A 23,015-nucleotide genomic window follows, 5' to 3' on the forward strand; every position below is an offset into this window, starting at 1 on the left:
ACGGCAACTCTTCCTCGGTCCCAGACGTCCCACGCATCGTCTATCGAGTGACTGTGGCACAGATTGACGCTGCGTGGGAACGACAACTTCGCGGACGCATCACCACTACCAGGGGCGCGGTCTCGAAGGCGAAGCTCGAAAGACCGGTAGCTCGTGACGCTCCTCGCCATACTGCGCATCTCAGCACACATCGAAGTCGGTTGCTACAGTAATTTGATAATTACGCTGCACGAAATGGGTGTCGCCCGCGAAGCGCTCTAGTACGTAATCGCGGCGATACACTGATATTGCGTTCAGTGTTTCATACGACAGAGCGACGCAGGGCGTTATGGGACCTCGAAAGCGCCAAGGTCGAGCCCCGGAACGATTGGGCCCCCGGAGCCGGCTCACACGTCGAAGTCGACGAGGACGGGATCGTGCCCCGTCGAGGCGACGAATCGAAGCAGATCGGCGCTGCCGATCGACGTGGTGCGATCGTTGGTGAGCGGATGGCAATGAATGTTGCTCACCCCATCGCGAAAGAGCGAGGCGTCGAGCGCCATGGTCACCACGCGATCGCGATCGTTGAGGATGGCCAGCGGGGTGACGGAGCCCGGCTCCACCCCCAGGTACGTGCGCAGGCGCTCGGGCGAACCGAAGGAGAGGTTGCCCGCGCCGAGGCGCTTGCCGAGATCGCGCAGATCGATGGGGCGGTCCTCGTGCACGGTGACGAGCCACATGGCGCCCTTTTTGTTGCGCAAGAAGAGGTTCTTCACGTGGGGGCCATCGTGCTGCGCCCGGTGCTGCTTGGCTTCGTCCACGGTGAAGACCGGCGGGTGGGAGACGGTCTCGGTGGCGATGCCGAGCGCGCGCAGATGCTCGAACAGCGGCTCGGCGGGATCCTGAACGTCGAGGGAGAGATCGACCATGCGCTCGCCGTCGAAGATCGAGCAGGCGAAGAAGCGGCGGCCCGAGAGCATGAGCGGCAGCCATTCGCGATCGTCCGCCCACATTTCATCGTAGGGTATGGCATTGAGGCGGGTCCAAATGGGGAGCGCTTCATCGGTCTCCACCGGCTCGCCCTCGCAGTCATCGGCGGAGAAGACGAAGCACTGCAGCTTGTAGCCATCGGTGAACTGAAAGCGCAGCTCGCCCCGCTCGCGCACGGCCGAGGGGACGACCCCCACCTCTTCGCGCGTCTCGCGCACCGCCGCGTCGGCCGGTGTCTCCCCGGGCTCCAAGCGGCCGCCGGGCGCGTTGATTTTGCCGGCGCCGAGCCCGCGCTTCTTTCGAATCAGGAGGACCTGCCCCCCGCGCACCACGAAGAGGAGCGCCGAAACCTCCGTGGGTGTCCAGCTCGCCCAATCGATCTCGCTCACCGACCGCATCACACGCCTGTGTTTACGCGGTTGTTCCTCATCCGCACAGCACAATGCGCAGCCAAGCGGGCTCTCGCGGGGCGTGCGTTGTGTTGTGGCTTTCGGCATGCTGTGCGCGTGAGCAAGGCTTTCACGAAAGACGACGCCGAAGACGAGCCCTTGGTGGTCCCGCGCCCGCCCCTCCCCGCAGGCTCCCCCAACTACGTCACGCCGCGCGGCCTCGCACGGCTTCGCGCGGAGCTGCGGCAGCTGGACACCGAGCGCGCGCACCTGGAGGCCCAGCCGCCCGAGCCCGATCGGGTGCGTGCCCTCACCATTCTTCACGCGCGCATCCACGAGCTGGGCGAGCGCATCGCCAGCGCCGTGCCCGTCGATCCCCGCACCCAGCCCCGCGACGAAATCCGATTCGGCGCCACGATTACCGTGCGCGGCGAAACCGGTCCTGCCCGTCACTACGAAATCGTCGGCGTCGACGAGGCCGATGCCGCACACGGCCGTTTGGCGTTCAGCGCTCCGCTCGCGCGCGCGCTCCTCGGCAAACGCGCCGGCGATGTGATCGCATTTCGAACCCCGCGCGGCGAGGAAGAGCTGGAGATTGTCGCCATCGACTACGCGGGGGAAGCATAACGCGCCAGCTCGATTTTCGCCGTGATCCCTATTCCCGCGCGGCGCGAGGCCCTATGTGGCGCCATGCCGCTGGCGAGCGGAATCCCGACAGAAAGGCTCGCATGTCACGCGCTGTTTGCATGTCACCGAATTACGTCTTTCGTTCTTTTCGTGTTTTTCTGCCTTTGCTTGCGTCATTGCCGTTTGCGCCCTTCCTCGTCTCCTGCCAGGCGGGCGAGGCCGGCGAGTCCCCCGCGTCGAGCGCACGCGCGGCGCTGGGCGAACAGGACTTCGATCCGCTCGAGGCGTCCATTCCCGAGCTGCAAGATGCGCTCGATCGGGGCCGCACCACGTCGCGCGCGCTGGTCGAGACGTACCTGGCCCGCATCGCCGCGTACGATGCGCAGGGTCCAGCATTGAATGCCATCTCCGCCGTCGCGGCCGATGCCCTCGAGCAGGCGGATCGCCTCGACCACGAGCGAAAGACGAGCGGACCGCGAGGCCCGCTCCATGGCATACCGGTGGTGGTCAAAGACAACTTCGAGACCGCGCGCATGCAGACGGCCGCGGGATCGATCCTCCTCGAAGGCTGGACCTCCGGCGCCGACGCGACCTTGGTCGGGAAGCTCTCGGCCGCGGGCGCCATCGTCTTTGCCAAGACGAACATGCACGAGTGGGCGTACGGCGGTGAGACGCGCGGATCGCTCTTCGGTCAGACCTTGAACCCGTATGCGCTCGATCGGGTGCCGGGCGGCTCGAGCGGGGGTACGGGCGTGGCCGTCGCCGCCAACTTCGCCAGCTTCGGCCTTGGTTCGGATACGTGTGGCTCCATCCGGGGCCCGGCCGCCAACAACGATTTGACCGGGCTGAGACCCACGCGCGGCTTGATCAGCCGCAGCGGCGTCATTCCGCTTTCGCACACGCAAGATACGGCGGGGCCGCTCGCGCGCTCGGTGACCGATCTCGCCTTCGCGATGGACGCCCTCGCCGGCTACGATCCGGCCGATCCCATCACCCGCGATGGGATCGGGCACATACCGCCCACCTACACGGCCTTTCTCGAGCGGGACGGGCTTCGCGGCGCGCGGATCGGGGTGCTCACCAACCTGCAGCCTGCCGATGGAACCGATCCCGAGGTGGCCCGGCGCATGGACGAGGCGGCGAAGGCCATGTGCGCGGAGGGCGCGGTGGTGGTGGACGTGACCATGCCGCACCTGCCCGAGTTCGGCGACGTCCTCGATGGCGCGCCGACCGATCTGGTGGAGCTGGAGTTCAAGTTCGATCTGAACGACTACCTCGACGCCCACCCCACGGCGCCGGTGCATAGCCTCACCGAAATCGTGGCATCCGGAAAATACGACGCGAGCGTGGGGCCGCTCCTGGCCGCGGCCGACGCCCAACGGCACCGGCACACGATCGAGCGCCAAAAACGGCTGCTGCATCGCACGGTCGTCGAGACCGCGACCTTGGCGACCCTCTTTGCGAACCACCTCGATGCGCTCGTCTATCCGACCCTTCGTCAGAAGGCGTCGAAGCTCGGTGCACCGCCGCGCGGGATGAATTGCCAATTGAGCGCCCACTCGGGCCTCCCCGCGCTGACGGTCCCGGCGGGCTTCACGGACGACGGCGTCCCCGTGGGCCTCGAGCTCTTGGGCCCTGCGTGGAGCGAGGGCTCCCTCATCCGCCTGGCGTATGCGTTCGAACAGGCCACGCACCACCGTCGCCTCCCGGCCACCACACCGCCGCTGCCGAAATCGGGCGGATCGATCCGCGCCGATTGACGTCGTAGCCCGCGTCGGGCGAGCGCCGCGCGCAGGCTGCGCTCGCCCTTCGCGCCCGGAGCTTGCGGAGAAATGGCGCGCGCGCCATATTACGCGGCTTCGAGGCGCGATCACGCATGGATCACGAGCTGCTCGCCGGAACGACGGCGCATTACCGAGACCCGGACTACTATACGAAGACGTACCAGCGCCGCCTGGACGATGTTCGCTATTATGTCGATATAGCCGCCGCGTCCGGGGGCCCGGTGCTGGAGTACGGCTGCGGCAATGGTCGCATCTTGCTCCCCGTCGCCCGGCGCGGCGTGACGGCGTGGGGTGTCGACCTCTCCGAGGCCATGCTGACCGACCTCGAACGAAAATTGCTGCAAGAGCCGGAGAGCGTTCGCGCGCGGGTCAAAGCCAAACACGGTGACATGCGGAAGGTCCGGCTCGGGAAGCGATTTCCGTTGATCGCGTGCCCCTTCAACACGTTCCTCCACCTGTACGAGCGCGCCGACGTCGAGCGCTTTCTGGCCAAGGTCAAATCCCACTTGGCGCCGAAAGGCACCTTCGTGCTCGATATATCGATCCCGGATCCCAGCGAGCTGAGTCGGTCGCCCCAGCGAGGATACCGCGGCGCGCCTTTTTCATATCCAGGCGTCGGAAAGGTGCGCTACGTCGAGCGGTTCGATTACGACGGACCTCGGCAAATCCTGTTCGTCTCCATGGAGTTCGAAGACGAACGCGGCCAAGCGTGGATGACCCCCCTCGCCCACCGGCAATTTTATCCCCGCGAGCTCGAAGCGCTCTTGCACTACAATGGATTCAAAATCATCGCGCAGTACGGCGGCTTCGATGGTTCCCCGCTGGGGCCGGACTCCGACACGCTGATCGTTCACGCTCGGGCGGTGAAGTAGGACCGCTCATCGTCGCATGTCCATATGGACGGCGTCCCGCGAATACCCCTCGATCTTCCGCGCCCCGAGCTCGGAGACCGCCGCGTGGAGCGCCTCGAGCGCCCCCTTTGCAGCCTCGAGATCGCGCGCATCGACCTCGAGGACGCGGGGCCCGCCCGGGGTGAGGAAGGTGAAGCGAACCCGCCCCGGGTCGACCTCGCCGCGCGCGGTCCATTCGTCTGCCATCTCGACCAACGGCGCGGCCACCGCCATCGCGCGACGGGCGGCCTCGTGAACCTCGGCCCGGCGTTCTTTCCCGACCACGGCCCCCCCTTGCCGGCTGAAGAACCGCGAGCTGCCGTCGGAGTAGGCCACGACCGTGTCGATCCCCTCGGGATACCCCGTCTCGACGACGAGCCCCAACGGCTGCCGGGCCTCGTCCTTCTCCGGCTCGACCCCCAGGCGCCGCAGCCGGTACCACGTTTGGAGCACGGGGTGCGAGCTCCCTCGGATCTCCTCCAAAAATCGGCGAAGCGTGTCGACGGCGCCCTCGCGATCGCCGCACTCGGCCTTCGCATGGGCGACCAGGAGCAGGAGCTCCGTTTGCGAAGGTAGGAGCGGGTCGGGGTTCGACGTCCCTGCATCGTGCAGCGCGATGGCGTGTCGAACGGCCTCCGCGCCATCGCCGGCCTCCACCTTGGCCAGGACATCGCCCACCGCGGGCGCGAAGCGGGCCATCGACCCGAGCTCCTCGGCCAGACTCTGCTCGGCGAAGGCGATGGCCTTCAAGCTCGGAACGAAGTCATCGCCGCCAGACGCCTCCGCCACACGAGGTGACCCTGGCGCGCGCGACGTTCCCTGCGCCCCCGCGCTCCGAAGCGTCTCCGGCGGCCCGACGCTTCGATGCGACGCCTTCGCGCGGGCAAACGCATAGGCGAGAATGGCCGCCGCGAGCAAAGCCAAGAGCCAGATGGTCATGGATCGCGATCCTTTCCGCCGTTGGCGCGCGAAGTCAATCGCATGGGAGGCCGTAGCGCGCGAGCACAGCCTCGAGGCGGCACGCGCGCGCGTAGTCGAAACGACGCGAGGAGCGGATGCACGCTTCGGGGTTCACCTCGATCCCGCGCTGCGCATGTGGGTCGAGCGCGGCGGGGACCCAGGCGAGGAGGTAGTAGTCGCCGCGGCGCGGATCGCCGTTCGTGTGAACGGCGGCGATCCACGTATCCCATGGGGGCGCGTTGTCCACGTCGAAGAAGCCGGAGCTCTCGCGGGCCGCCGCACCGTCGGCGAGGTTTGCCCCTGGCTCGTAGACGAGGAGCCGTCCGGCCGGCCGCGCCGCGGAACGATGTGCGAGCAGGTCCCGGCGCATGCGCGCCAGCTGCTCGAGGATCGCATCGATGGGATCGTCCGCGGGAGCGCCGAACCACAGCTCGTTCGAACGAAACGATGGCGGATACGAATCGTTTCGCGGAATGTACGCGATGCGCGGCGGCCGAAGCTCGGGTGAGCGAAGGCTCCAGAGCGGATCGTTCGGATCGGCTCGCGTGGCGCACCAGCGCGCGGTCTCCAGGATCCGGTCGACGAGGCTCATCGCAGGCTCGCCACCACGCAGGTGCGATCGTCCTCGGCCTCGGGCCACGCGGCGACCGCCGCCATGATCTGCTCGGCCGCCCTTTGCACGTTCGTCGGGTGCTCGTTCACGACGCGGAGCAAATCGACCTCCGGCAGCACGTTGTAGACGCCGCGGGTGGCCAAGATCAGTCGATCCCCCGGGAGGGCCTCGGCGATGGCGACGTCCGCCTCCGCGTGGCCGCGGATGCCCAGCGCGCGCGTGACCGCGGTGGTGACCGAATACGTCGAGGGCGCGCGCCAGGCCGAAAATACGGTGAAGCCATGATCGGCGGTCACGCGGGTCAGCTCCCCTTCGCGCACCCGATACACGCGCGAGGAGCCCGCGTGCCCCACGACCAGCGCCCCCCCGAGGAGGAAGCACGCGGCCAAGGTCGCGCTCATCCCCCGATGTTGCGCGTCGCGGGACGATTCCTCTGCGATGCAGCCGCTGGCGTGGCGAATCGCCATTCGGACATGGCGGGTCGAGGCGGCCCGTGCATCGGCCGGATCCGCGCCCGAATGTCTCTCGGGCACGAGGCTCGATACCATCGCAGGGATCACGTCCACGGCGATGCGCGCGGCCGCCGCGCCGCCCGAGAAGCTTCCGACCCCCTCGGCCACGGCCGCGTGCACGGCGCTCACCGAGAACGCCGCGGTGCACGTCTCGCGATCTCGCCCCTTGCCGCTCGAACCGGCCGCCTCCATCGATCGAAGCATTCGTCTCCTGGTACGGCGTTCCGGAACGGTTCTTCCTCGACAGCGCGCGCGATGCGCGGAAACGCACGGTCGCGACGAGGTCAGGTGGGGCGAGGTGGTAGCCGGCGCGCACCCTCCTCGAGGCACAAACGGACATCCGCGAGGTGCGCGCATCAGCTACCCCAGCCGCAATTACTTTTACTACTTTGCGAAGCTCCAGCCATAAGCCCCCATTAACATTAACGTGGAGGGATCGCGCTCGCACGCGATCGCCGTGCGTGGGAGAATCGCCGCTTCGCGAAGTACGAAAAGGAGGCTCACGTGACGATCGATCCGCGCACCACTGCTGTCGTCCTCATCGAGTATCAAAACGAGTTCACCTCCAAGGGCGGCGTGCTCCACGAGGCCGTTGCGCCAGTCATGGCGGAGACGAACATGCTGACGAACACCGTCAAGTTCGTGGACGCGGTGCGGCGCAAGGGCGTGACGGTCATGCACGCCCCCATTACGTTCGCCGCCGATTACGGGGAGCTGACCAAGCACCCCTACGGCATCCTCAAAGGTGTGGTCGATGGCAAAGCCTTCGTCAAAGGCTCATGGGGCGCGACCATCGTGGATGCGCTGAAGCCCGCCCCCGGGGATATCGTGATCGAAGGAAAACGCGGCCTCGACACCTTCGCCAGCACCAACCTCGATTTCATTTTGCGGAGCAAAGGGATCAAGACGGTGATCTTGGGCGGCTTCCTCACCAACTGTTGCGTCGAGTCGACCATGCGGACCGCGTACGAGCATGGCTTCGACGTGATCACCCTCACCGATTGCTTGGCCGCGACCTCCCCCGAAGAGCACCGCAACGCCATCGCGTACGATTATCCGATGTTCTCCAAGCCGATGCCTTCGACCGAGGTGCTCGCGCAAATCGGATAACCCAGCGCGAGCGATCAGGCCTGCGCGGGGAGCGCCTCGCGCGGGCCGAGGTAAATGCCCCCGCTGGCCTCGAGCGCCTGCCCCGTGACCCAGCGGGCGTCGTGCGACGCGAGGAAGGCCACGGCGTCGGCGATGTCTTCGGGCTGGCCGAAGCGGCCGAGGGCCGTCATCGATTCGAACAAACTCTGGGCGCCCGGCTGCGCGAACAGGGCCTCGTTCAAATCGGTGGCGGTGGCGCCGGGGGTGATGGTGTTCACCGTGATTCCGCGGCCGCCGAGCGCGTTGGCCAAGGTTCGGCTCATAATCTCCAGCGCGCCCTTGGTCATCGCAAAAGAAGTTTGAATTGGGGTCGAAATTCGGGTGCACACCGAGGACACGTTGATGATGCGCCCTCCGTCGCGGAGCCGGGGGAGCGCGCGCTGGATGATGAAGTACGGCGCCTTAACATTGATGGCAAAGAGGCGGTCGAACGCCTCGGGGGTGTCCGCCTCGATGGGACCTGCGGGTCCGGCGGCCGCGTTGTTGACCAAAATGTCCAGCGGCTGCCCGGAGAGCCCCTGGTCGAGCGCCGCGAACAGCGCGTCCACGTCGCCGTCCTTGCCGAGCTCCGCCCGGATGGAAAAAGCGCGGCCGCCCGCGGCCTCGATGGCCTGGAGCGTTTCCTTCGCCGCGCGGTCGTTGCTACCGTAATGCACGGCAACCCGTGCGCCATCCGCCGCCAGCCGGCGCGCGATGGCTCGTCCAATTCCCCGTGAGGCCCCCGTTACCAATGCCGTTTTTCCAAGCAGCTTCGCCATGCGTGTGCCCTCGTACCCGTTGATGTTAGTAACTAACACATCGATAGCACGTAACACATGACGCGCAAGCCACCAACATTGCGGGAGCGCCAGCGCCTGGAGACGCGCAGGCTCATTCAGACGCAGGCGATGCGGCTTTTTCTGGCGCGCGGCTACGACGAGACCACCGTGAATGACGTGGCCGAGGCCGCTCGGGTCTCGGCCATGACGGTCTATCGGCACTTCCCCACCAAGGAGGACTTGGTCCTCAGCGACGAATACAACGCGATCATCGCCGAGCGGATCGCGGCGAGGCCGCCGCACGAGACGTTGGTGCAGCGCATCGGAAGGACCTTCGTGGAGGACATCGGGCTGATGGTCGGCGGAGGTTCGCACGAGCGCGCCGCAGAGGGCGTCCGCGCGCGGCTGGTGGTCCCCGGCGGCAAGGAGCTGCTCCTCGCGCGCCTCAAGCTGGTGATGGCCACGCCCGCCCTGCGCGCGCGCCAATGGGAGAGCCAGTACGCGATCCAGCGAACCATCGTCGAGGCGCTGCGCGGCGATCCGCCGGACCGCGACTTGGAGTTCCAACTATGGGTCGCCAGCGGCGCCTGCTGCGCGGCCCTGCGCGCGGCGCTGTTCCGTTGGGCCGAGGAGAATGGTCGACCGGATCTCACCCGGCTGCTCGAAGATGCGCTGGCCATCGCCTTCGCGGGGCAGTTCCCGTAAAGGGCGCACTCCGGAGCCACCCCGGGCCGCGCCTCCCACCCGCTCCGAGGGTGCGCGAATCGCGCTTCCCGGCGATGGGCGTTTGGGAATTATGAACCCCGAGGTCGAAAAATCGACCCATGAAAATTATCACGCGTTGGAGCTTTTAAATCGAAGCCGGCGCCGAGCCCCAGATGGGCACTTTGATAATCGCCTCCAGCGTGCTCGGAGCGAGAAAATCGCGGCTACAATCGTTTTATGAACGCGATCGACATTGCGATCGCTTTCATGGATATGCGCCGCACGCGCACCGTGGAGCACTCGCCGCCCGAGATACTCGACGTTGCCCGAGTGCGTGTCCAAAATATTAAATTGCAAACCAGATTGCTTCGGCCTTATACAGAGTGACACGTTCCCCATTCGGCCGGGTGCGTCCATTCGCACCGTTCCACCCTTCGAATGCCATCCGGGGACGAAACCTCTCTGCAAGGGGGTGCACATGTTGAATCGCACTGCTACGGCGCTGGCTCTCGTCGCATTCACTGCAAGCTGCAGCAGCAGCACCGAGCCGGAGGACGATCCAATCGGCGCGCAAATGGCCGCGGACGAATCGTTGTTCGACGATCGAACACCCAATGCGCTGGGTCACTCCTCGACGGTATCCATCAATCGCATCGTTCAAGACTCGACCAACCCATTTTTCCGAAATATGGGCGTCAACGGTCGCAATTGCGGCTCCTGCCATCTGGAGGAGCTCGGCTGGACCGTCACCCCCGAGTACGCGCGGACCCTTCCGGCGCGCGATCCCTTGTTCCTCTTCGATGGGTCGGATTGTCTGCCGCCCGGCACGTCGAACGCGAACCCCGGCACGAACTCCACCTTGATGCTGTCGAAGGCCCTCGTGCGCGTCGAGCTCCCCATCCCGGCGACGGCCGACTACACGCTCGCGGGCTTCAACGATCCCCTTCGCTGCGCCACGCCGCCGAGCGCAGCCAAGATTCGCAACTACCGGCGGCCGCTTCCGTCGGCGAACACGTTTTTCTTGTCGACCGTCATGTGGGACGGGCGCGAGAACGTCAATCCGCCGAACAACACCACCGACCTCATTCGCGCGAACATGGCGCACCAGGCGAACGACGCGAACCGCACCCACGCGCAGGCCACGGCCGATGCGACGGACGCCATCCGGCAATCCATCGTGTCGTTCCAGAACGGAATATTCAATGCACAACAGCGGAATGGTTTTCAGGACCTGAACGGTGCAGCCGCCAATGGAGGGGCCGCGTTCCTCTACACCAACACGCGCCCGAACTTCTTCATCGGCATCAACGACGTGCTCAACTGCGCCATTCCCAACTCGTGCGCGCCCGGTCGAACGGCCACCTTCACCAGCCAGGTGTTCACGATCTTCAAGCCCTGGGAGACGAACCCGCCGAACGACGAGGGCGCCGCGGTCGGCCGCGGTGAAATCGTCTTCAACACCAAGAGCTTCCCGATCGACAACGTGCCCGGCCTCAATGGGCCTCGTGACACCATCGGGCTCCCCTCGCCCTTCACCGGCTTCTGTGGCTCTTGCCACGACTCGCCCAACATCGGCAACCACTCGACGTCCTTGCCGATCGATATCGGCATTTCCGCGCAGTTCCCCGTCGGAGGGCTCGACGTCGCGCGGCTCCCTACCTACACGTTCCGGGAGAAGAGCTCGGGGCAGACGCTCACGGTCACCGATCCCGGCCGCGGCCTGATCACCGGGAAATTCAGCGATCTTGGCAAGATGAAGGGCCCGAACCTCCGCAACCTCGCCTCGCGCGCCCCTTACTTCCACAACGGCTCGGCGAGGGATCTGAACGCCGTCGTGAACTTCTACAACACGCGATTCAATATCGGCTTCACCCCCCAGGAGCAGTCCGATCTCGTCGCGTTTTTGCAAGCTCTGTGACGTGATTACGGGGTGACGTTCCAGACGACGTTGTCATAACGAAAGCGCCACGTGAAGTTCGTTTTCTTCTTCGGCCGGTAGCTGATACCGAGCCGCAGCTCCACCCCCGTGTCGGTGGAAGGCCAAGCTGCGGCCATCGGACTGTCGATCACCTTCACGTGGCCGACGAACGCCCGATACGTCTGCTGCCGCCATTGGAGATGAAGCTCGATATGGCTCCATGTGCCGGGTTTCACCGCGCCATCTGGAAAAGCGATACTCGGATATTCGGCGACGGAGCCGTCGTTTCCACCCGGGATCCGCTCCTGGATGGCGGCGAGCTCCGGTCCTATCGTAACGCCGAGCGAGCGGCGCGGTCCCGTGGCCGGGGACCGCGCCAGGATATCGAGCACCTTGGCGACGGGTTTTTCCACGTCGCCCGCCGGGGAGGCCGCCTCCAAAAGGATATCGAAGGACACGCGCGTTTCGGTCGGCAGCGGTCCCTCGATGGTCCGCGCCAGATAGGCGGTGGCCTCCTCGGACAGTCCTTCGGGGAGCTCCACCAGCAGCGCCATGGGCGCCGAGATTGAATTTTTCGAATCGATTTGGACGACGCTGCGATCCGCGGCGCGAAAGGTGAATCCGGCGTCGAGCGGCCGGCTATCGTCGAAATCGTAACAAAGCGCGGGCGCGGGTTGCTGCTGCCGGCAATACGATCCCTGGCCGCCGCCATCGCGGCCGCCGGCATCACCGCCCTCGAACCGCGCCTCGCCGTTGTCGAGCAGCATGTTGCACGCCGCTGCGCCCATGCCGGCGGACGCGAGGCCAAAGCTCGCCGCGACGAGGCGCGGCGGCAAGGTGGAGCGGATCGATTTCATGGCATGGAGCATCCTGCCACCCCGAGCCGGGCAACACTACGCAAAGCGCTCCACCAAACCGTGCAAGCGCGCACACGCCTGGGCGAGCCCTTCGTCGGGCGTGGTCGCAACCCCGAGCAACAGGCCCGATCGTGACCACTCGGGCGACATGTACCACGGCGACAAGGGCACAGGGGCGAGCCCGTAGGCGGTAGCCTCCCGCGCGATGTCGGTATCGCGCGCGCCATTTGGCAAGCGCAGCACGATCGCGAGACCGGTCGATACCGCGTCCATGCGCCGCGCTTCGAGGCACGCTTTCAGCGCATCGCGGCGACCTGCATAAACGCGTTTGGTCCGTCGAAGGTGGCGCATGTAGTGCCCCTCGCGCATGAACTCCGCGGTCGCGAGCTGCACCGACGGTCCCGGGGCCGGGGCCAGGCACGCGGCGACCTCGGTGAAGCGCTCGACCAGCGCGCTCGGCACCACCAAGAAGCCGAGGCGAAGGGTGGCGCTGATCGTTTTGCTGAACGAGCCGATATGAATCACCCGCCCCGCGGTATCGAGGGAGGCGAGCGCGGGTGCGGCCCGGCCCTTCAATTGGAGCTCGCCCAAGTAATCGTCCTCGATGATCCAAGCTCCCGTTCGGGCGGCCCACGCGAGCAAGCGCACCCGCCGCTCGAGCGAGAGCGTCGATCCGAGCGGCGCCTGCTGCCCCGGCGTGACCATCGCCAGCGCCGCGTCGGGTGCGTGCTGCAGGCCATAGCCCACGTCCAGCCCGCGGTCATCGACGGGGATGGGCACGGGCGCGAGCCGCGCGACCTCGAGGCCCCGGCGGGTCAGGGGAAAGCCGGGATCCTCCATCCACGCGGTGCGGCCTTCGAGGCCGAGCGCGTGCAGGGCGAGCCCGAGCGCCCCCGTAAAGCCCGCCGTCACGAGGATTTGCGCGGGGGAGCAGGTCACGCCGCGCGCGATCGCGAGGTGCGCGGCGATCTCGCGCCGCAAGATCCCCTCGCCCCTCGGATCCGGATAGCTCGCGGGCGAGGCGGTTTCGGCCCGCACCGTGTGCGCGCGAATCCGGGCAAAGAGCTTGGTGGGGAAGCAGTCGGCCGCGGGCACGCCCATTTGAAAGAGCGCGGGGCCGCGCGTGAAGTCGCGAAACAAAATGCCCAGGATGGATCCCCGGTCCGGAGGCCCTTCGGGCGGCGCCTTGGTCTTCACCGGCCGCTGCGCAACATGCGTCCCGGCCGACTTGGACGACACGATGAGCTGGGCGTCGGTCAATCGTTCGTAGGCGGTGCGCACCGTTCCACGCGCCACGCCGAGCTGGACGGCAAGGTCGCGCCACGACGGCAGACGCGCCCCCGGCGCCAGCGCCCCATTGTCGATTGCCGCGCTGATTCCCCGGCGAATTTGCTCCGCCAAGGACGTTTTGGCGGAACGGTCGAGCTCGAATGGCAGAGGCTTCGTCATCGGTCGTGGTACATTAAACTAATTCATTCTTGGTCCTTATCCATGAGCCACGCGGGCTTCATCCATGGTGGCAAAGGAGATGCGACCGAGATGAACCCCAAAACCCTCACCGTCGTTGCCGCCGCGGCTTGCTTGGCCGTCGCCGTTCCCGTCGTGGCCCACGGCCCTGGCGACACCGCCCCTTCCGGCCCCCACGAGACGGTCATCCCCAACTTCGAGCGCGTCCTTCCGAACGTTCCGGGCAAATCGCTCGTGGCGGTCGAAGTGGTATTTCCACCGGGGGTCGCGTCACGCCCTCATCGCCACGCCAAATCGGCGTTCATCTATGGGTACGTGGTGTCGGGCACCATCCAGAGCCAAGTCGAGGGCGAGCCCCCGCGCACCTTGAAGGCCGGTGAGAGCTTCTACGAATCCCCCGGCGCGCACCACCTCGGCACGCGCAACACCAGCACCACGCAACCCGCCAAGCTGCTCGCCGTGTTCGTGGTCGACAGCCATGACAAAGAGCTCACCACCCCCGACAAATGATCCCACACGAAAGGAAATGACGGAGAAAAGCACATGAGCGCTCGAATCGATTACACCAAAGTAGCCCCTGGCGCCGTCAAGGCATTGGGCGGCATTCATGCCTACATCGCGCAGTCGGGTCTTTCGGAGGTCCTCGTCGCGCTGATCCTATTGCGCATCTCGCAGATCAACGGTTGCGCCTTTTGCCTGGATCTGCACACGCGCGAGCTCGTGAACAAAGGCGTCGGGGTCGAAAAGCTGGCGCTCCTGCAAGCCTGGCGCGAGGCGGGCGAATTGTTCGATCCGCGCGAGCGTGCCGCGCTGGCGTGGGCCGAAACCGTCACGCGGGTGGCCGAGACGGCCATTCCGGACGAGGAGTACCGCGCGGCGGCCGCGGTGTTCAGCGAGAAAGAGCTGGTCGATCTGACGATGGCCATTGGCCTGGGCAATACGTACAACCGGATGGCCATCGGCTTTCGGCGCACGCCGGTGGCGGTCGCGCGCAAGGCGTAGGGCACGCCCTGGTCGTGCGTTCGGGGCGCGGCGGGCGCGCGCGGCGAGGCCGCCGCCATCATCGCGTGCGCGCGGACACCCTTCCGCGTGCCGCGCCATCCGCGAAGCCAAGGGCGATGATCCTCGCGGGCGAGCTCACCGTTGCCGCGTGCCGCGGTCGATGGCCTGTTGCAGCAATGGGTCGAACTCGGACGGGCGCTCGAGCATGGGCCAGTGGCCCGTGGATTTGATCGGAATGAGCTCGAATCGAGGTGCGTATCTGCGGTTTTCGTCGACGTGGGTTGGTTCGTAGTCCGAGTTGACGGCTACGATGGGTACTTTGATTTTTCGGATTTCCGAGCGGCCGTCGTAGGTGAAGCCGCTGCGAAGGAGGGGGACGACGGCGCGGGGCTCTGCGGTGGCGGCGCTTCGGAGCACGCGCTGCACCGCGGGCTCGGGGGAGGTCGGTACGAAATTGCGTTTGACGATGGCCTGCGCGGCGGGAAGAAAATCCTTTTCGAGGGAGGCGAAGAAGGCTTCGGTCTCCTCGCGGGTCGCCGGGCCGCCGATTCGTTTCAGGGTGTCGATGGGGATCAGGCACACCGTTCGAGATGGGATTTGATTCGCGGCCTCGATGATGATCTCACCCGACATGGAATGCCCAATCCAAACGATGCGCTCGAGCCCCAGGGCTTCGGCCACGGCGCGGGCGTCGGAGCCGGCGGCCTGGTAGGACCAGGCTTTTCGGTCTTTGCCGGACTCGCCATGGCCGGCCAGATCCATGGCCACCACCCGGTAGCGCGGCGCGAAATGGGTGAGCTGCTCGTCCCACCAATGGGCGTCGCCAAGCCAGCCGTGCAGGAAGAACAAGGCGATCGATCCGCGGCCGCCCTCGCGGTAGTGAAGCGTCACGCCGTCGGGCGCGGTGATCCGACCGTCGCGGATGACGGTGCTCTGCGCGGACGTCGCCGCCTGCGCCGAGGGGGCGGCAGCTGGCTCGGGGGTGTGCCCGCACGCGGCGAGGCCGAACAGGAGGGCGGTACGAGCGGCGAATCGGAGGTGTTGCGCGACGCGCGGGCGGGTCATCTCCGCAGTGTTAGGACGCGGGTCCCGCGATGCCAAGAAGGAACGTGGCGATGTCACGCCACGTGAAAAACGGCGGCCGCGCCGAATGTCAGCAATCGCAGCCCGCCGCCGCGCAGTAGCGGGCGCGGGTCTCGGTGAGGGACTTGGTCGGTTGCCCGTAGGTCGCGTAGGGAAGCGAGGCCCACTCGGGCGAGAGCTTGCGCATCGCGTCTTCGAACTCGCTGTCCGAGAGGGCGCGATCGGTGGGCAGGTCCACCCCGCGACGTTTGATGAGCTCGATGGCGGCGATGTCTTGGTTCGCAGGACCGAAATCGCTCTTTCCAAGGCCCGCCCAGGTCTTGTTCAGGAATTGATAACGACCCGCCGCCGTGGAATTGCCCCACAACGTATTGGGATGGCTCGCGCAGCTCTCGATGCAATGGTAGCCGACCCCGGTGCTGTAACCGTCGGTTCCGCAGCTGCCGGCGGTGCCCTCGGTGTAGGCGATGGTATCGAGCATGGCGCGGTGCATGGCCGGTACGGCGTCCTTGGCCAGATCGGGCGAGCAGCTGGGGGCGGCGGGCGCATTGGCCGGACCGCGGTTTTGCTCACTGGTGGTGCAGGCGAACGTGGATTGATTGCTCGTGCGCTGCGCGTTCTGCAGGCTGCCGGAGCAGTTGGTGGAGTTGGCGCCCGAGGAGTCGCAATCCGTAACGGCGTGCGCCCCGGCCGAGGCCGAGCCGACGAGCGATGCGTTGCAGGTCTTCGTCAGGCACTTGCCCGGCTGGTAGAGCGTGGATCCGTCGGACACCAGATCCGCTGCGTGCACCTCCCCGGCTTTGTCGAGCAGCCCGGTGCCCGCGCGGGTCGCGGGCTGGTTCTCCACGTCGGCGATGATCCGCGCGAGAACGCGGTGGGCCTCGGCATCGTTGGCGAAGGTATTTTCGACCATGCGCGCTTGCGAGGGGTCCGCGCCCTTTTCGAGCTTCATTCGGGCGCTGCTCCCCTTGGTGCGCAAGGTGGCCTCGAACGTATCGCGCGAACCCCGTACGATGCTCTGCTGAAATTCGATAATCGACGCGCGCGACCCGTCGTAGCCGTGAATCACCGTGGCGGACGATTCGTCGATGTGAATCCCCCAGCTCGCGACCCCGAGCGTGGATCGCGTGGTATCGGAAGCTTTCACCGTGATGATATCGGCCTCGGTGCGCCCGGGGCTCTGGGTCGATTCGCCGGGCTTGCTGCTGCATGCGAAGACCGGCACCGCGAGAAGCAATACGCCCATGGCGCGGAGAATCGTTCTCATGTGGGTCGCGTTCAGCAATACTCGGACCGCGCGGATCTCTGCGCAATTGCACGCGGATCGTTGCGCGGCCGCGCGCGCCGACGGGGCTCATTTCGGAACGACCCGTTCCACGAGCGGCAATGGCCTTTCCATGCGACGGCGATAATCCGATTGGTCGAATGTGTTTGGCGCGCGAAAAGTCCGCGCTCGATTCCCGCGCTGAGGGCGCCTTTTCGACAGATGGCGATTTGGCCCGCTGAGCCCGCACGATGTTCGAGCGTGGGAGCAGGGCGTCCACTAGACTGCCCGGCATCGCCAGCACGGGGGGATATCGCAAGCAGACGTCGGGGCATCGAATGAACGTCATCACGTATCCTGCACGGCCCACGGAGAAGATCCCCGGAATGCGCGCAGGCCACTTGCGGGAGTGCCTCGCGCTCATCGACGAGCTGACGCCGACGGTGGCCCGTGCCGTGCGCGAGCGTTGCCCCGAGCAGCACCTCGATGCGATCGCGGAAGCACCCCGGCTGGCGTGGGTGCCGCTCGATTATGGGCTGGAGCTCGCCAATGCCTACCATCACGTCCTCGGTGAACGGGCGACCTTCAATTGGGGGCGCACCTTGATGGTGCGGACCACGTCCCGGCCATGGCTGCGCACCACCCGCGATACGGCGGTGCGGCTGTTCGGGCTCACCCCCAAGGGCCTTTATCGCTTCGCGACGCAATTTTATGATGCAGTCTATTGCCATTGCGGGGAGGCGCAGTGCTTGGTGCGCGACGATGGGGCGGTCACCATCGTGCTCCACGGCATGCCCAAGCCCATGCTCGCGGCCCAGGCCCATTTGATCTCGGTGGCCGGGGTCATCGCCGGAGCGTTCGACTTCTGCAGGGTGCGCGGCGACGTATCGATGCATCCCATCCTCACGGGCGACCATGGATGCGCGTTCGACGCCATTTGGGCCGAGCGCCGAACCGCAGCTGGAGCGCGATAAGCTCGTGGGATGGTGTACGCGGGGCGAGCGCGCGACTCCGTTCTAGCGATCGGCCGCGAGTGTGTGCAGCATGGGGCATGCGTAAAACCGTCTTCTTGCTTTCGGCATACGTCACGTCCTCGATGGTGGCCTGCAGCGGCGGCGAAACGCCGGGCGAGCCGCCGGTGCAGCAGACGGCGGACATGCTGTCCGAAGGCCGATCCATCGATCCTCGGCCGAGCACCGAAGAATTGGCCTCCGAGCTGCGCGCCATCGCGCGGCGAAGCCGGGGCGCGGTCGAGGTATCGGAGATTGGGCGCACCAACGAGGACCGGCCGGTGTGGAGCGCGCGCGTGGGGCACGGGCCGGTGCGCATCCTCTATGTCACGCAGCAGCACGGGGACGAGCCGCTCGGCACGCCGGCGGCGCTCGAATTTTTGCGGCTGGCGGGGGCCTCCGATGGCCCGTGGCAGCGCTGGCTGCGTTCGCGGGTGACGGTGGCCATCGTGGTGCGCGCCAACGCCGATGGGTTCGAGCGCAACTGGCGGTACAACTACGATCCCGATGCCAATCCCGAGTACGGGGAGCGCGGCAAGGGGTACGATATCAATCGGTACCATAACCCCGCGCTCCAGCCGGACGACAATCCGGCCACGGAGGCCGGGCACATTCAGCGGCAGTACACCGCGTTCGCGCCGGCCATCGTGGTCGATTACCATATGCAAGGCCGTTATCGCGACCTTGGCGGCCGCGAGATCACCGGATCGGTGAAGTGGCCCACCCACCCCGATACGAAGCCCGAGCAGGTGGAGCTGGCCAAACGCATCACGGTGCTCGTGCAGCAGACGATGAACGCGGCGGGGGGCAATGTCTCGCAATATCCCGGCGGCGATTACGAGGGCATCGCCCGCAATGCGTACGGGCTGCGGGGCAGCGGCAGCGTGCTGATCGAGCTGAGCGCCATGGGCGCCGAGCACGAGCCCGCACAAATCCGCGCGGCGTTCCTCTCGATGGTGGCCATCGCGCAGACGGCCGCCGCCTCCGGGCTCGGGTGGATCGATCCTGCGCAGGCCGATCGAATCCCTCCGCGCGGGGAGCCCATCCCCGCGCTCGCCGGCGCCGCCGCATCATGGGCACCCCCGCCGGGGAGCGATTCGGACGACTGATTCGGCGAAGATTTTACATCAGCGCTTTGGCCAATTGGAGCGCCCCCGCGTCGCGCCAGAGGTCCCGGAGGAACGCACACCAAAGTCGCTCGGGCCCTCGGGGATCGCCAGCTCGGCAAGGCCGGGCGCGAGCACGTCGAAGGTCACGTTCTTCGAGCTCGTGACCATTTCTCACATGCGGGGCGCAAAGTGAATGAGGTGCAGCTTTCCATCGGGCAGCCGAACGATGGAGTACGTGGCCGCCCGAATCTGAACCCTCTGCGCGGGTCCGCCGTTGGCGGAGTTCATGCCCTCCACCGTGTACTGGAACGTATGCGTTCCCTGAACGGGCGGATCGCCCGGTTTGAGCTTCGCCAGATCGTCGGCGCGCTCGTTCATGATGTCGCGCAGCGCCTGCTCACCGTGACGGCCGGTGCGGAACACTGTGTTGTTCTGATACGGATTGCCATTGGCGTTGCGACGTGATTCCGCGAGCTTCGCGGCGTCCTCGCCCTCCTTCGGGACGTGGGCGCGCGCATGTCCGGTGTTGTTGCCGAACTGACGCCCCTCGGACTCGTCGATGAGCCGCTGCGCGTCCGCCTTGGAGGCCACCTTGGCCCCTTGGCTGGCCGCTTCATCGCTGTTCTTGGCGATGACCCCGGCGGTCGCATCCGCCACCTCGTCGGCGTGGCGCGCACCCTTGATCCCGGCCTTGAGACCGTCGCCCACGCCGGGGATCCACGCGACCGCGGCGCCGCCAAGCTGGGCCCAGCCGCCGGGCTCACCGTTTACGACCGCCTTGATGCCGGCGATGGTGTCGCGCGCGTCGGCGATCTGCCCCACCACGGGGATGAAGCCGGTGACCACCTGCCCGGCGATCCCCGACCAGCCGTTGTCGCCGCCGAAATCCCCTTGAATGGCGCCCTTGAAGAAGTCCCCGACCCCGCCCCAGAAACCTCCCCCTTCGTTCTTTTCGCCCCCGCTTCCTTCGTTTCCATCGCCACCGCCCCTATCGCCGCCGCCCTCGTCGTTGGACGCGACGGGCTGCCCGGAGGATGGGTCGGAGGAGCCGGGAGGCAACGAGGAGCCGGGGTCGCCGGCCGCATTGCCCGCGCCGACGCCGCCGGGGCAGCCGCCCGGAGGAAGGCCGCCGCCGGGGCTCGCGGGATCGCCAGGACCGCCCTGCAGCGTCTTGGTCGCGCGGGCGGCGACTTGGGCATTGTGGGTGCCCAACAAGCGATATCCCGCCGCCACCAGGAGCAGAATCCCGCAAAGAAGGAGCACATATTCGACCGCCGATACGCCGCGCCGATCGAGGAGCAGCGACCGACGCGGCAGAGGCGTCCGATCGGGGTGCATCGCGTCTTGAAAGTTGAGAATGGCGCACTATGGTCGCAAGTGGATCGCGGCCGAACGTCCACGTGGACGTCGCATGTTCCACATGCAAAATCGCGTGCAATTCTCTTATGCGATGTGCGGCCGACTTCGCCGATTCGCGTTCTTTTTTTGCGGTATCGCTTCGAAATGATGGGGCAAACTTTTCAGGGCCTCGAACCATCGTTACGCATGAAAAGGTGAACGATCCCAACCAGCGTATCGGTGTGCCCTATGTGCCCTCGCACGCCGTCGAAGCACCGCGTCCCCCGTCGATATGGCGTTGGTACATCGCATATGCAGCATGTATGGCGCTCCTTTACATCGGGGTGACGGCCATGGGCGCCATCGGCTCATCCGGCCAGAACGGTGCGGGGGAAGGCGTGCGCTGGATCTTCCTGGTGACGGGCCCCCTGCTCACGGTGGCCTATGGCATTGCGCCGTTCTTACCAAAGAAGCCATGGGCCTGGACGTACCACGTGGTATTGATTGGCATGGGCCTGACGAGCCTCTGTTGCTTGCCCGTCACCCTCCCTCTCCTGCTCCAATGGTTGAAACCCGAGGCCAAAAGCTTCTTCGGGCGGAATTGAATCGACAAACTCGCAACCTGGCGCCCTGGCGCGCGTCATCCTTTCAACACCATGCGTACTCGCGTTCTTCTTTTGGGCTTCGTACCTTTCATGCTGGCCTTCCACGGTGAGGAGGGTGAAGGTTGTGGAGGCGGCGGCGAACTGACGTGGACACCGTGTCCGCTCGAGACGGGCGAGCATGCGGAGTGTACGACGGTGCCCCTGCCCCTTGACTGGGACCATCCCCGGGGCGAGACGATCGACATCTTCGTCCGGAGGCTCCCGGCCGCGCAGCCCTCGGGGCGGCAAGCCTGGCTCTTGGCGGGCGGACCGGGGGGCTCCGGGCTCGATATGCTCAAGCCGGCCCTCACCCTTCACCGCGAAGATCCCACCGTCGACGTTTACCTGCCCGATCACCGCGGCACCGGCCAGTCGCACATCTTCGGGTGCCCCAACAGCGTGCCCTTGGGCGATCGGCCGGACGCGCTCTCGTTCTGGGCGCCGTGCATCGACGCGCTCGAGGCGAAGTGGGGCGCGGGCCTGGCCCAGCTGACGACCACCAACGCGGCCCACGATCTGGGCGCGCTCATCGGGCGCACGCGCCGCGCGCACGACGAGGTGCACGTGCTCGGGATTTCGTACGGGACGATCTGGGCGCAGCGCTACTTGCAGTTCTTTCCGCGGCAGGCCACGTCGGTCACCCTCGACGGCCTGGTGCACACGCCGCCCTCCGACATCTTCGGCTCCGACACCCTCTTCGACAAGATCGCGCGCGAGTTGATGCAAGGCTGCGGCACGGATCCGTTCTGCGCGGGCAAGCTGGGGCCCCACCCCGAAGACCGGCTGCGCGCCCTTCACGAGGCGCTCGACGCGGGGACGTGCGCGCCGCTGGCGCAGGCCGGTGTCACGCGTAAAGACATGCGCAACGCATTTGCGACCTTGCTGTCGGCCGCGCGGCTCCGCGTTCTGATCCCGGCCGTCACGTATCGGGCCTTGCGCTGCGGGCCCGCGGACGTCGAAGCGGTCAAGAAGATCGCGCTGCGTTTCCGGTGGCAGCCCAGCGACGCGCCTTGGTCCGAGGACGGTTTTGCGGACGCGCTCTACATGCACATCATCCTGAGCGAAATCAGCGCGCCCACGCCGCCCTCGCTCGAGGAGCTGCAGCGGGCGCAGGCCGCGACCTTCGCCTCGGCCGACGAGTCGACCTTGCTCCGCAAGCTTTACGATATCTGGCCGCGCTATCCGCATGACCGCCATGTCGCGGAATATCCGGATACCCGGGTGCCGATGCTGCTGTTGAACGGTACACTCGATCCGCAAACGCGCATCGAGGACGCCCGTCAGATCGCGGGGCACTACACGCGGCCGAATCAAACGTTCATTTCCGTCCCCAACGCGGGGCATCCCGTCATGTCGACGAGCTACATCGCCGGGAACGATCGCATGACGTGCGGCGAGCAAATGTGGATTTCGTTCATGAAAGATCCGCGGGCGCCCATCGATCCGTCCTGCATGGGGCATTTGCGCGGTTTTGCCTTCGAGGGCACGCCGCAGTTGGCCAAGCAGTTCTTGGGGACGGCCGATCTTTGGGAGAATACGCCTTGAGACGCGGCGACCGCGGGCGCTCGTAAAAGGTGCGCGCCGCGGGCGCTCGCAAAGTGTGGCGAGCGCTCGTGAGCGCGGCGGGCGCGGCAGACGCTCGTTAGCGCCGCGCTCTCGTTAGCGCCGCGGGCGCTCGCAAAGCGCGGCAGACGCTCGTAGCGCCGCGCTCTCGTTAGCGCCGCGGGCGCTCGCAAAGCGCGGCAGACGTTCGTTAGCGCCGTGCTCTCGTTGGTGCGGCAGACGCTCGTTTAGTGGCGCGGGCGCGGCAGACGCTCGTTAGCGCCGCGCTCTCGTTAGCGCCGCGGGCGCTCGCAAAGCGCGGCAGACGCTCGTTAGCGCCGCGCTCTCGTTAGCGCCGCGGGCGCTCGCAAAGCGCGGCAGACGCTCGTTAGCGCCGTGCCCTCGTTGGTGCGGCAGACGCTCGT

General features: G+C 66.5%; 23 protein-coding genes. 12 read left to right on the forward strand and 11 right to left on the reverse strand.

Going from position 1 to position 23,015, the window contains the following annotated elements; genetic code table 11:
• Nucleotides 1-386 precede the first annotated feature (386 nt).
• Nucleotides 387-1,358: an NUDIX domain-containing protein gene (locus LZC94_22485; protein WXB19978.1), complete on the reverse strand. Its 972-nt coding sequence runs from the start codon at nt 1,356-1,358 to the stop codon at nt 387-389.
• Between the two features lie 117 nt (nt 1,359-1,475).
• Between LZC94_22485 and LZC94_22490 the strand changes: the two genes are divergently transcribed.
• From LZC94_22490 to LZC94_22500, 3 genes are all read left to right on the forward strand, one after another.
• Nucleotides 1,476-1,985 carry a GreA/GreB family elongation factor gene (locus tag LZC94_22490; protein WXB19979.1) on the forward strand — a complete coding sequence of 170 codons (510 nt, stop codon included), beginning with the start codon at nt 1,476-1,478 and terminating at the stop codon, nt 1,983-1,985.
• A gap of 176 nt (nt 1,986-2,161) precedes the next feature.
• Nucleotides 2,162-3,745, forward strand: a complete 1,584-nt coding sequence (locus LZC94_22495; GenBank protein WXB19980.1) for an amidase — start codon at nt 2,162-2,164, stop codon at nt 3,743-3,745.
• Between the two features lie 116 nt (nt 3,746-3,861).
• Entirely contained in the window at nt 3,862-4,641 is a 780-nt protein-coding gene (locus LZC94_22500; protein WXB19981.1) for a class I SAM-dependent methyltransferase, read from the forward strand.
• A gap of 6 nt (nt 4,642-4,647) precedes the next feature.
• Here LZC94_22500 and LZC94_22505 read toward each other — a convergent pair whose 3' ends face one another.
• Genes LZC94_22505 through LZC94_22515 form a run of 3 tightly spaced genes read right to left on the reverse strand, consistent with a single transcriptional unit; the run spans nt 4,648 to nt 6,948 of the window.
• The gene (locus LZC94_22505) at nt 4,648-5,598 is read right to left on the reverse strand and encodes a hypothetical protein (protein WXB19982.1); all 951 of its coding nucleotides are present in this window, start codon (nt 5,596-5,598) and stop codon (nt 4,648-4,650) included.
• A gap of 34 nt (nt 5,599-5,632) precedes the next feature.
• Nucleotides 5,633-6,211, reverse strand: coding sequence for a hypothetical protein (locus LZC94_22510; GenBank protein WXB19983.1), 579 nt, complete (start codon nt 6,209-6,211; stop codon nt 5,633-5,635).
• Entirely contained in the window at nt 6,208-6,948 is a 741-nt protein-coding gene (locus LZC94_22515; protein ID WXB19984.1) for a serine/threonine-protein phosphatase, read from the reverse strand. The genes LZC94_22510 and LZC94_22515 overlap by 4 nt, the downstream gene beginning before the upstream one ends.
• Nucleotides 6,949-7,248: 300 nt before the next feature.
• On the opposite strand from LZC94_22515, the gene LZC94_22520 reads away from it, so the two are divergent.
• Nucleotides 7,249-7,854 carry a cysteine hydrolase gene (locus LZC94_22520; protein ID WXB19985.1) on the forward strand — a complete coding sequence of 202 codons (606 nt, stop codon included), beginning with the start codon at nt 7,249-7,251 and terminating at the stop codon, nt 7,852-7,854.
• 14 nt (nt 7,855-7,868) lie between these two features.
• Here LZC94_22520 and LZC94_22525 read toward each other — a convergent pair whose 3' ends face one another.
• Entirely contained in the window at nt 7,869-8,651 is a 783-nt protein-coding gene (locus tag LZC94_22525; protein ID WXB19986.1) for an SDR family oxidoreductase, read from the reverse strand.
• A 57-nt stretch (nt 8,652-8,708) separates the two neighbouring features.
• Between LZC94_22525 and LZC94_22530 the strand changes: the two genes are divergently transcribed.
• Nucleotides 8,709-9,356, forward strand: coding sequence for a TetR/AcrR family transcriptional regulator (locus LZC94_22530; protein ID WXB19987.1), 648 nt, complete (start codon nt 8,709-8,711; stop codon nt 9,354-9,356).
• Between the two features lie 478 nt (nt 9,357-9,834).
• A complete protein-coding gene (locus LZC94_22535) occupies nt 9,835-11,274 on the forward strand; it encodes a hypothetical protein (GenBank protein ID WXB19988.1) in 1,440 nt (479 codons plus the stop codon).
• Nucleotides 11,275-11,279: 5 nt separating this feature from the next.
• Here the strand turns inward: LZC94_22535 and LZC94_22540 are convergent, their stop codons facing one another.
• Together LZC94_22540 and LZC94_22545 are read right to left on the reverse strand one after the other, a co-directional pair.
• Nucleotides 11,280-12,131: a hypothetical protein gene (locus LZC94_22540; protein WXB19989.1), complete on the reverse strand. Its 852-nt coding sequence runs from the start codon at nt 12,129-12,131 to the stop codon at nt 11,280-11,282.
• A gap of 36 nt (nt 12,132-12,167) precedes the next feature.
• On the reverse strand, nt 12,168-13,580 hold the full coding sequence (locus LZC94_22545; GenBank protein ID WXB19990.1) for a PLP-dependent aminotransferase family protein: 1,413 nt from the start codon (nt 13,578-13,580) through the stop codon (nt 12,168-12,170).
• A 90-nt stretch (nt 13,581-13,670) separates the two neighbouring features.
• Between LZC94_22545 and LZC94_22550 the strand changes: the two genes are divergently transcribed.
• Nucleotides 13,671-14,108 (forward strand): cupin domain-containing protein, encoded by a 438-nt coding sequence (locus tag LZC94_22550; protein ID WXB19991.1) that lies wholly within the window; start codon nt 13,671-13,673, stop codon nt 14,106-14,108.
• Between the two features lie 33 nt (nt 14,109-14,141).
• Nucleotides 14,142-14,600, forward strand: coding sequence for a carboxymuconolactone decarboxylase family protein (locus tag LZC94_22555; GenBank protein WXB19992.1), 459 nt, complete (start codon nt 14,142-14,144; stop codon nt 14,598-14,600).
• 135 nt (nt 14,601-14,735) lie between these two features.
• Here LZC94_22555 and LZC94_22560 read toward each other — a convergent pair whose 3' ends face one another.
• Nucleotides 14,736-15,665, reverse strand: a complete 930-nt coding sequence (locus LZC94_22560) for an alpha/beta hydrolase (GenBank protein ID WXB19993.1) — start codon at nt 15,663-15,665, stop codon at nt 14,736-14,738.
• A gap of 88 nt (nt 15,666-15,753) precedes the next feature.
• On the reverse strand, nt 15,754-16,950 hold the full coding sequence (locus LZC94_22565) for a glycoside hydrolase family 104 protein (GenBank protein WXB19994.1): 1,197 nt from the start codon (nt 16,948-16,950) through the stop codon (nt 15,754-15,756).
• 335 nt (nt 16,951-17,285) lie between these two features.
• On the opposite strand from LZC94_22565, the gene LZC94_22570 reads away from it, so the two are divergent.
• A complete protein-coding gene (locus tag LZC94_22570; GenBank protein WXB19995.1) occupies nt 17,286-17,921 on the forward strand; it encodes a hypothetical protein in 636 nt (211 codons plus the stop codon).
• 77 nt (nt 17,922-17,998) lie between these two features.
• Nucleotides 17,999-19,066, forward strand: coding sequence for a hypothetical protein (locus LZC94_22575; GenBank protein ID WXB19996.1), 1,068 nt, complete (start codon nt 17,999-18,001; stop codon nt 19,064-19,066).
• An 18-nt stretch (nt 19,067-19,084) separates the two neighbouring features.
• Here LZC94_22575 and LZC94_22580 read toward each other — a convergent pair whose 3' ends face one another.
• On the reverse strand, nt 19,085-19,234 hold the full coding sequence (locus LZC94_22580; GenBank protein ID WXB19997.1) for a hypothetical protein: 150 nt from the start codon (nt 19,232-19,234) through the stop codon (nt 19,085-19,087).
• A 3-nt stretch (nt 19,235-19,237) separates the two neighbouring features.
• Complete coding sequence (locus LZC94_22585; protein WXB19998.1) at nt 19,238-20,404, reverse strand: hypothetical protein; 1,167 nt, start codon at nt 20,402-20,404, stop codon at nt 19,238-19,240.
• Nucleotides 20,405-20,619: 215 nt separating this feature from the next.
• Between LZC94_22585 and LZC94_22590 the strand changes: the two genes are divergently transcribed.
• Nucleotides 20,620-21,009, forward strand: coding sequence for a hypothetical protein (locus LZC94_22590; GenBank protein WXB19999.1), 390 nt, complete (start codon nt 20,620-20,622; stop codon nt 21,007-21,009).
• Between the two features lie 195 nt (nt 21,010-21,204).
• A complete protein-coding gene (locus LZC94_22595; protein WXB20000.1) occupies nt 21,205-22,593 on the forward strand; it encodes an alpha/beta hydrolase in 1,389 nt (462 codons plus the stop codon).
• Nucleotides 22,594-23,015 lie beyond the last annotated feature (422 nt).

The sequence above is a fragment of the Sorangiineae bacterium MSr11954 genome (assembly GCA_037157815.1).
GTDB classification, from domain to species: Bacteria; Myxococcota_A; Polyangia; order Polyangiales; family Polyangiaceae; genus Pendulispora; species Pendulispora albinea.

Coding starts and splice junctions, on each gene's coding strand:
- LZC94_22500 (WXB19981.1), top strand. CDS start 3,862: ATGGATCACGAGCTGCTCGCCGGAACGACGGCGCATTACCGAGACCCG.
- LZC94_22505 (WXB19982.1), bottom strand. CDS start 5,598: ATGACCATCTGGCTCTTGGCTTTGCTCGCGGCGGCCATTCTCGCCTAT.
- LZC94_22510 (WXB19983.1), bottom strand. CDS start 6,211: ATGAGCCTCGTCGACCGGATCCTGGAGACCGCGCGCTGGTGCGCCACG.
- LZC94_22515 (WXB19984.1), bottom strand. CDS start 6,948: ATGCTTCGATCGATGGAGGCGGCCGGTTCGAGCGGCAAGGGGCGAGAT.
- LZC94_22525 (WXB19986.1), bottom strand. CDS start 8,651: ATGGCGAAGCTGCTTGGAAAAACGGCATTGGTAACGGGGGCCTCACGG.
- LZC94_22530 (WXB19987.1), top strand. CDS start 8,709: ATGACGCGCAAGCCACCAACATTGCGGGAGCGCCAGCGCCTGGAGACG.
- LZC94_22535 (WXB19988.1), top strand. CDS start 9,835: ATGTTGAATCGCACTGCTACGGCGCTGGCTCTCGTCGCATTCACTGCA.
- LZC94_22540 (WXB19989.1), bottom strand. CDS start 12,131: ATGAAATCGATCCGCTCCACCTTGCCGCCGCGCCTCGTCGCGGCGAGC.
- LZC94_22545 (WXB19990.1), bottom strand. CDS start 13,580: ATGACGAAGCCTCTGCCATTCGAGCTCGACCGTTCCGCCAAAACGTCC.
- LZC94_22550 (WXB19991.1), top strand. CDS start 13,671: ATGAACCCCAAAACCCTCACCGTCGTTGCCGCCGCGGCTTGCTTGGCC.
- LZC94_22555 (WXB19992.1), top strand. CDS start 14,142: ATGAGCGCTCGAATCGATTACACCAAAGTAGCCCCTGGCGCCGTCAAG.
- LZC94_22560 (WXB19993.1), bottom strand. CDS start 15,665: ATGACCCGCCCGCGCGTCGCGCAACACCTCCGATTCGCCGCTCGTACC.
- LZC94_22565 (WXB19994.1), bottom strand. CDS start 16,950: ATGAGAACGATTCTCCGCGCCATGGGCGTATTGCTTCTCGCGGTGCCG.
- LZC94_22570 (WXB19995.1), top strand. CDS start 17,286: ATGAACGTCATCACGTATCCTGCACGGCCCACGGAGAAGATCCCCGGA.
- LZC94_22575 (WXB19996.1), top strand. CDS start 17,999: ATGCGTAAAACCGTCTTCTTGCTTTCGGCATACGTCACGTCCTCGATG.
- LZC94_22580 (WXB19997.1), bottom strand. CDS start 19,234: ATGGTCACGAGCTCGAAGAACGTGACCTTCGACGTGCTCGCGCCCGGC.
- LZC94_22585 (WXB19998.1), bottom strand. CDS start 20,404: ATGCACCCCGATCGGACGCCTCTGCCGCGTCGGTCGCTGCTCCTCGAT.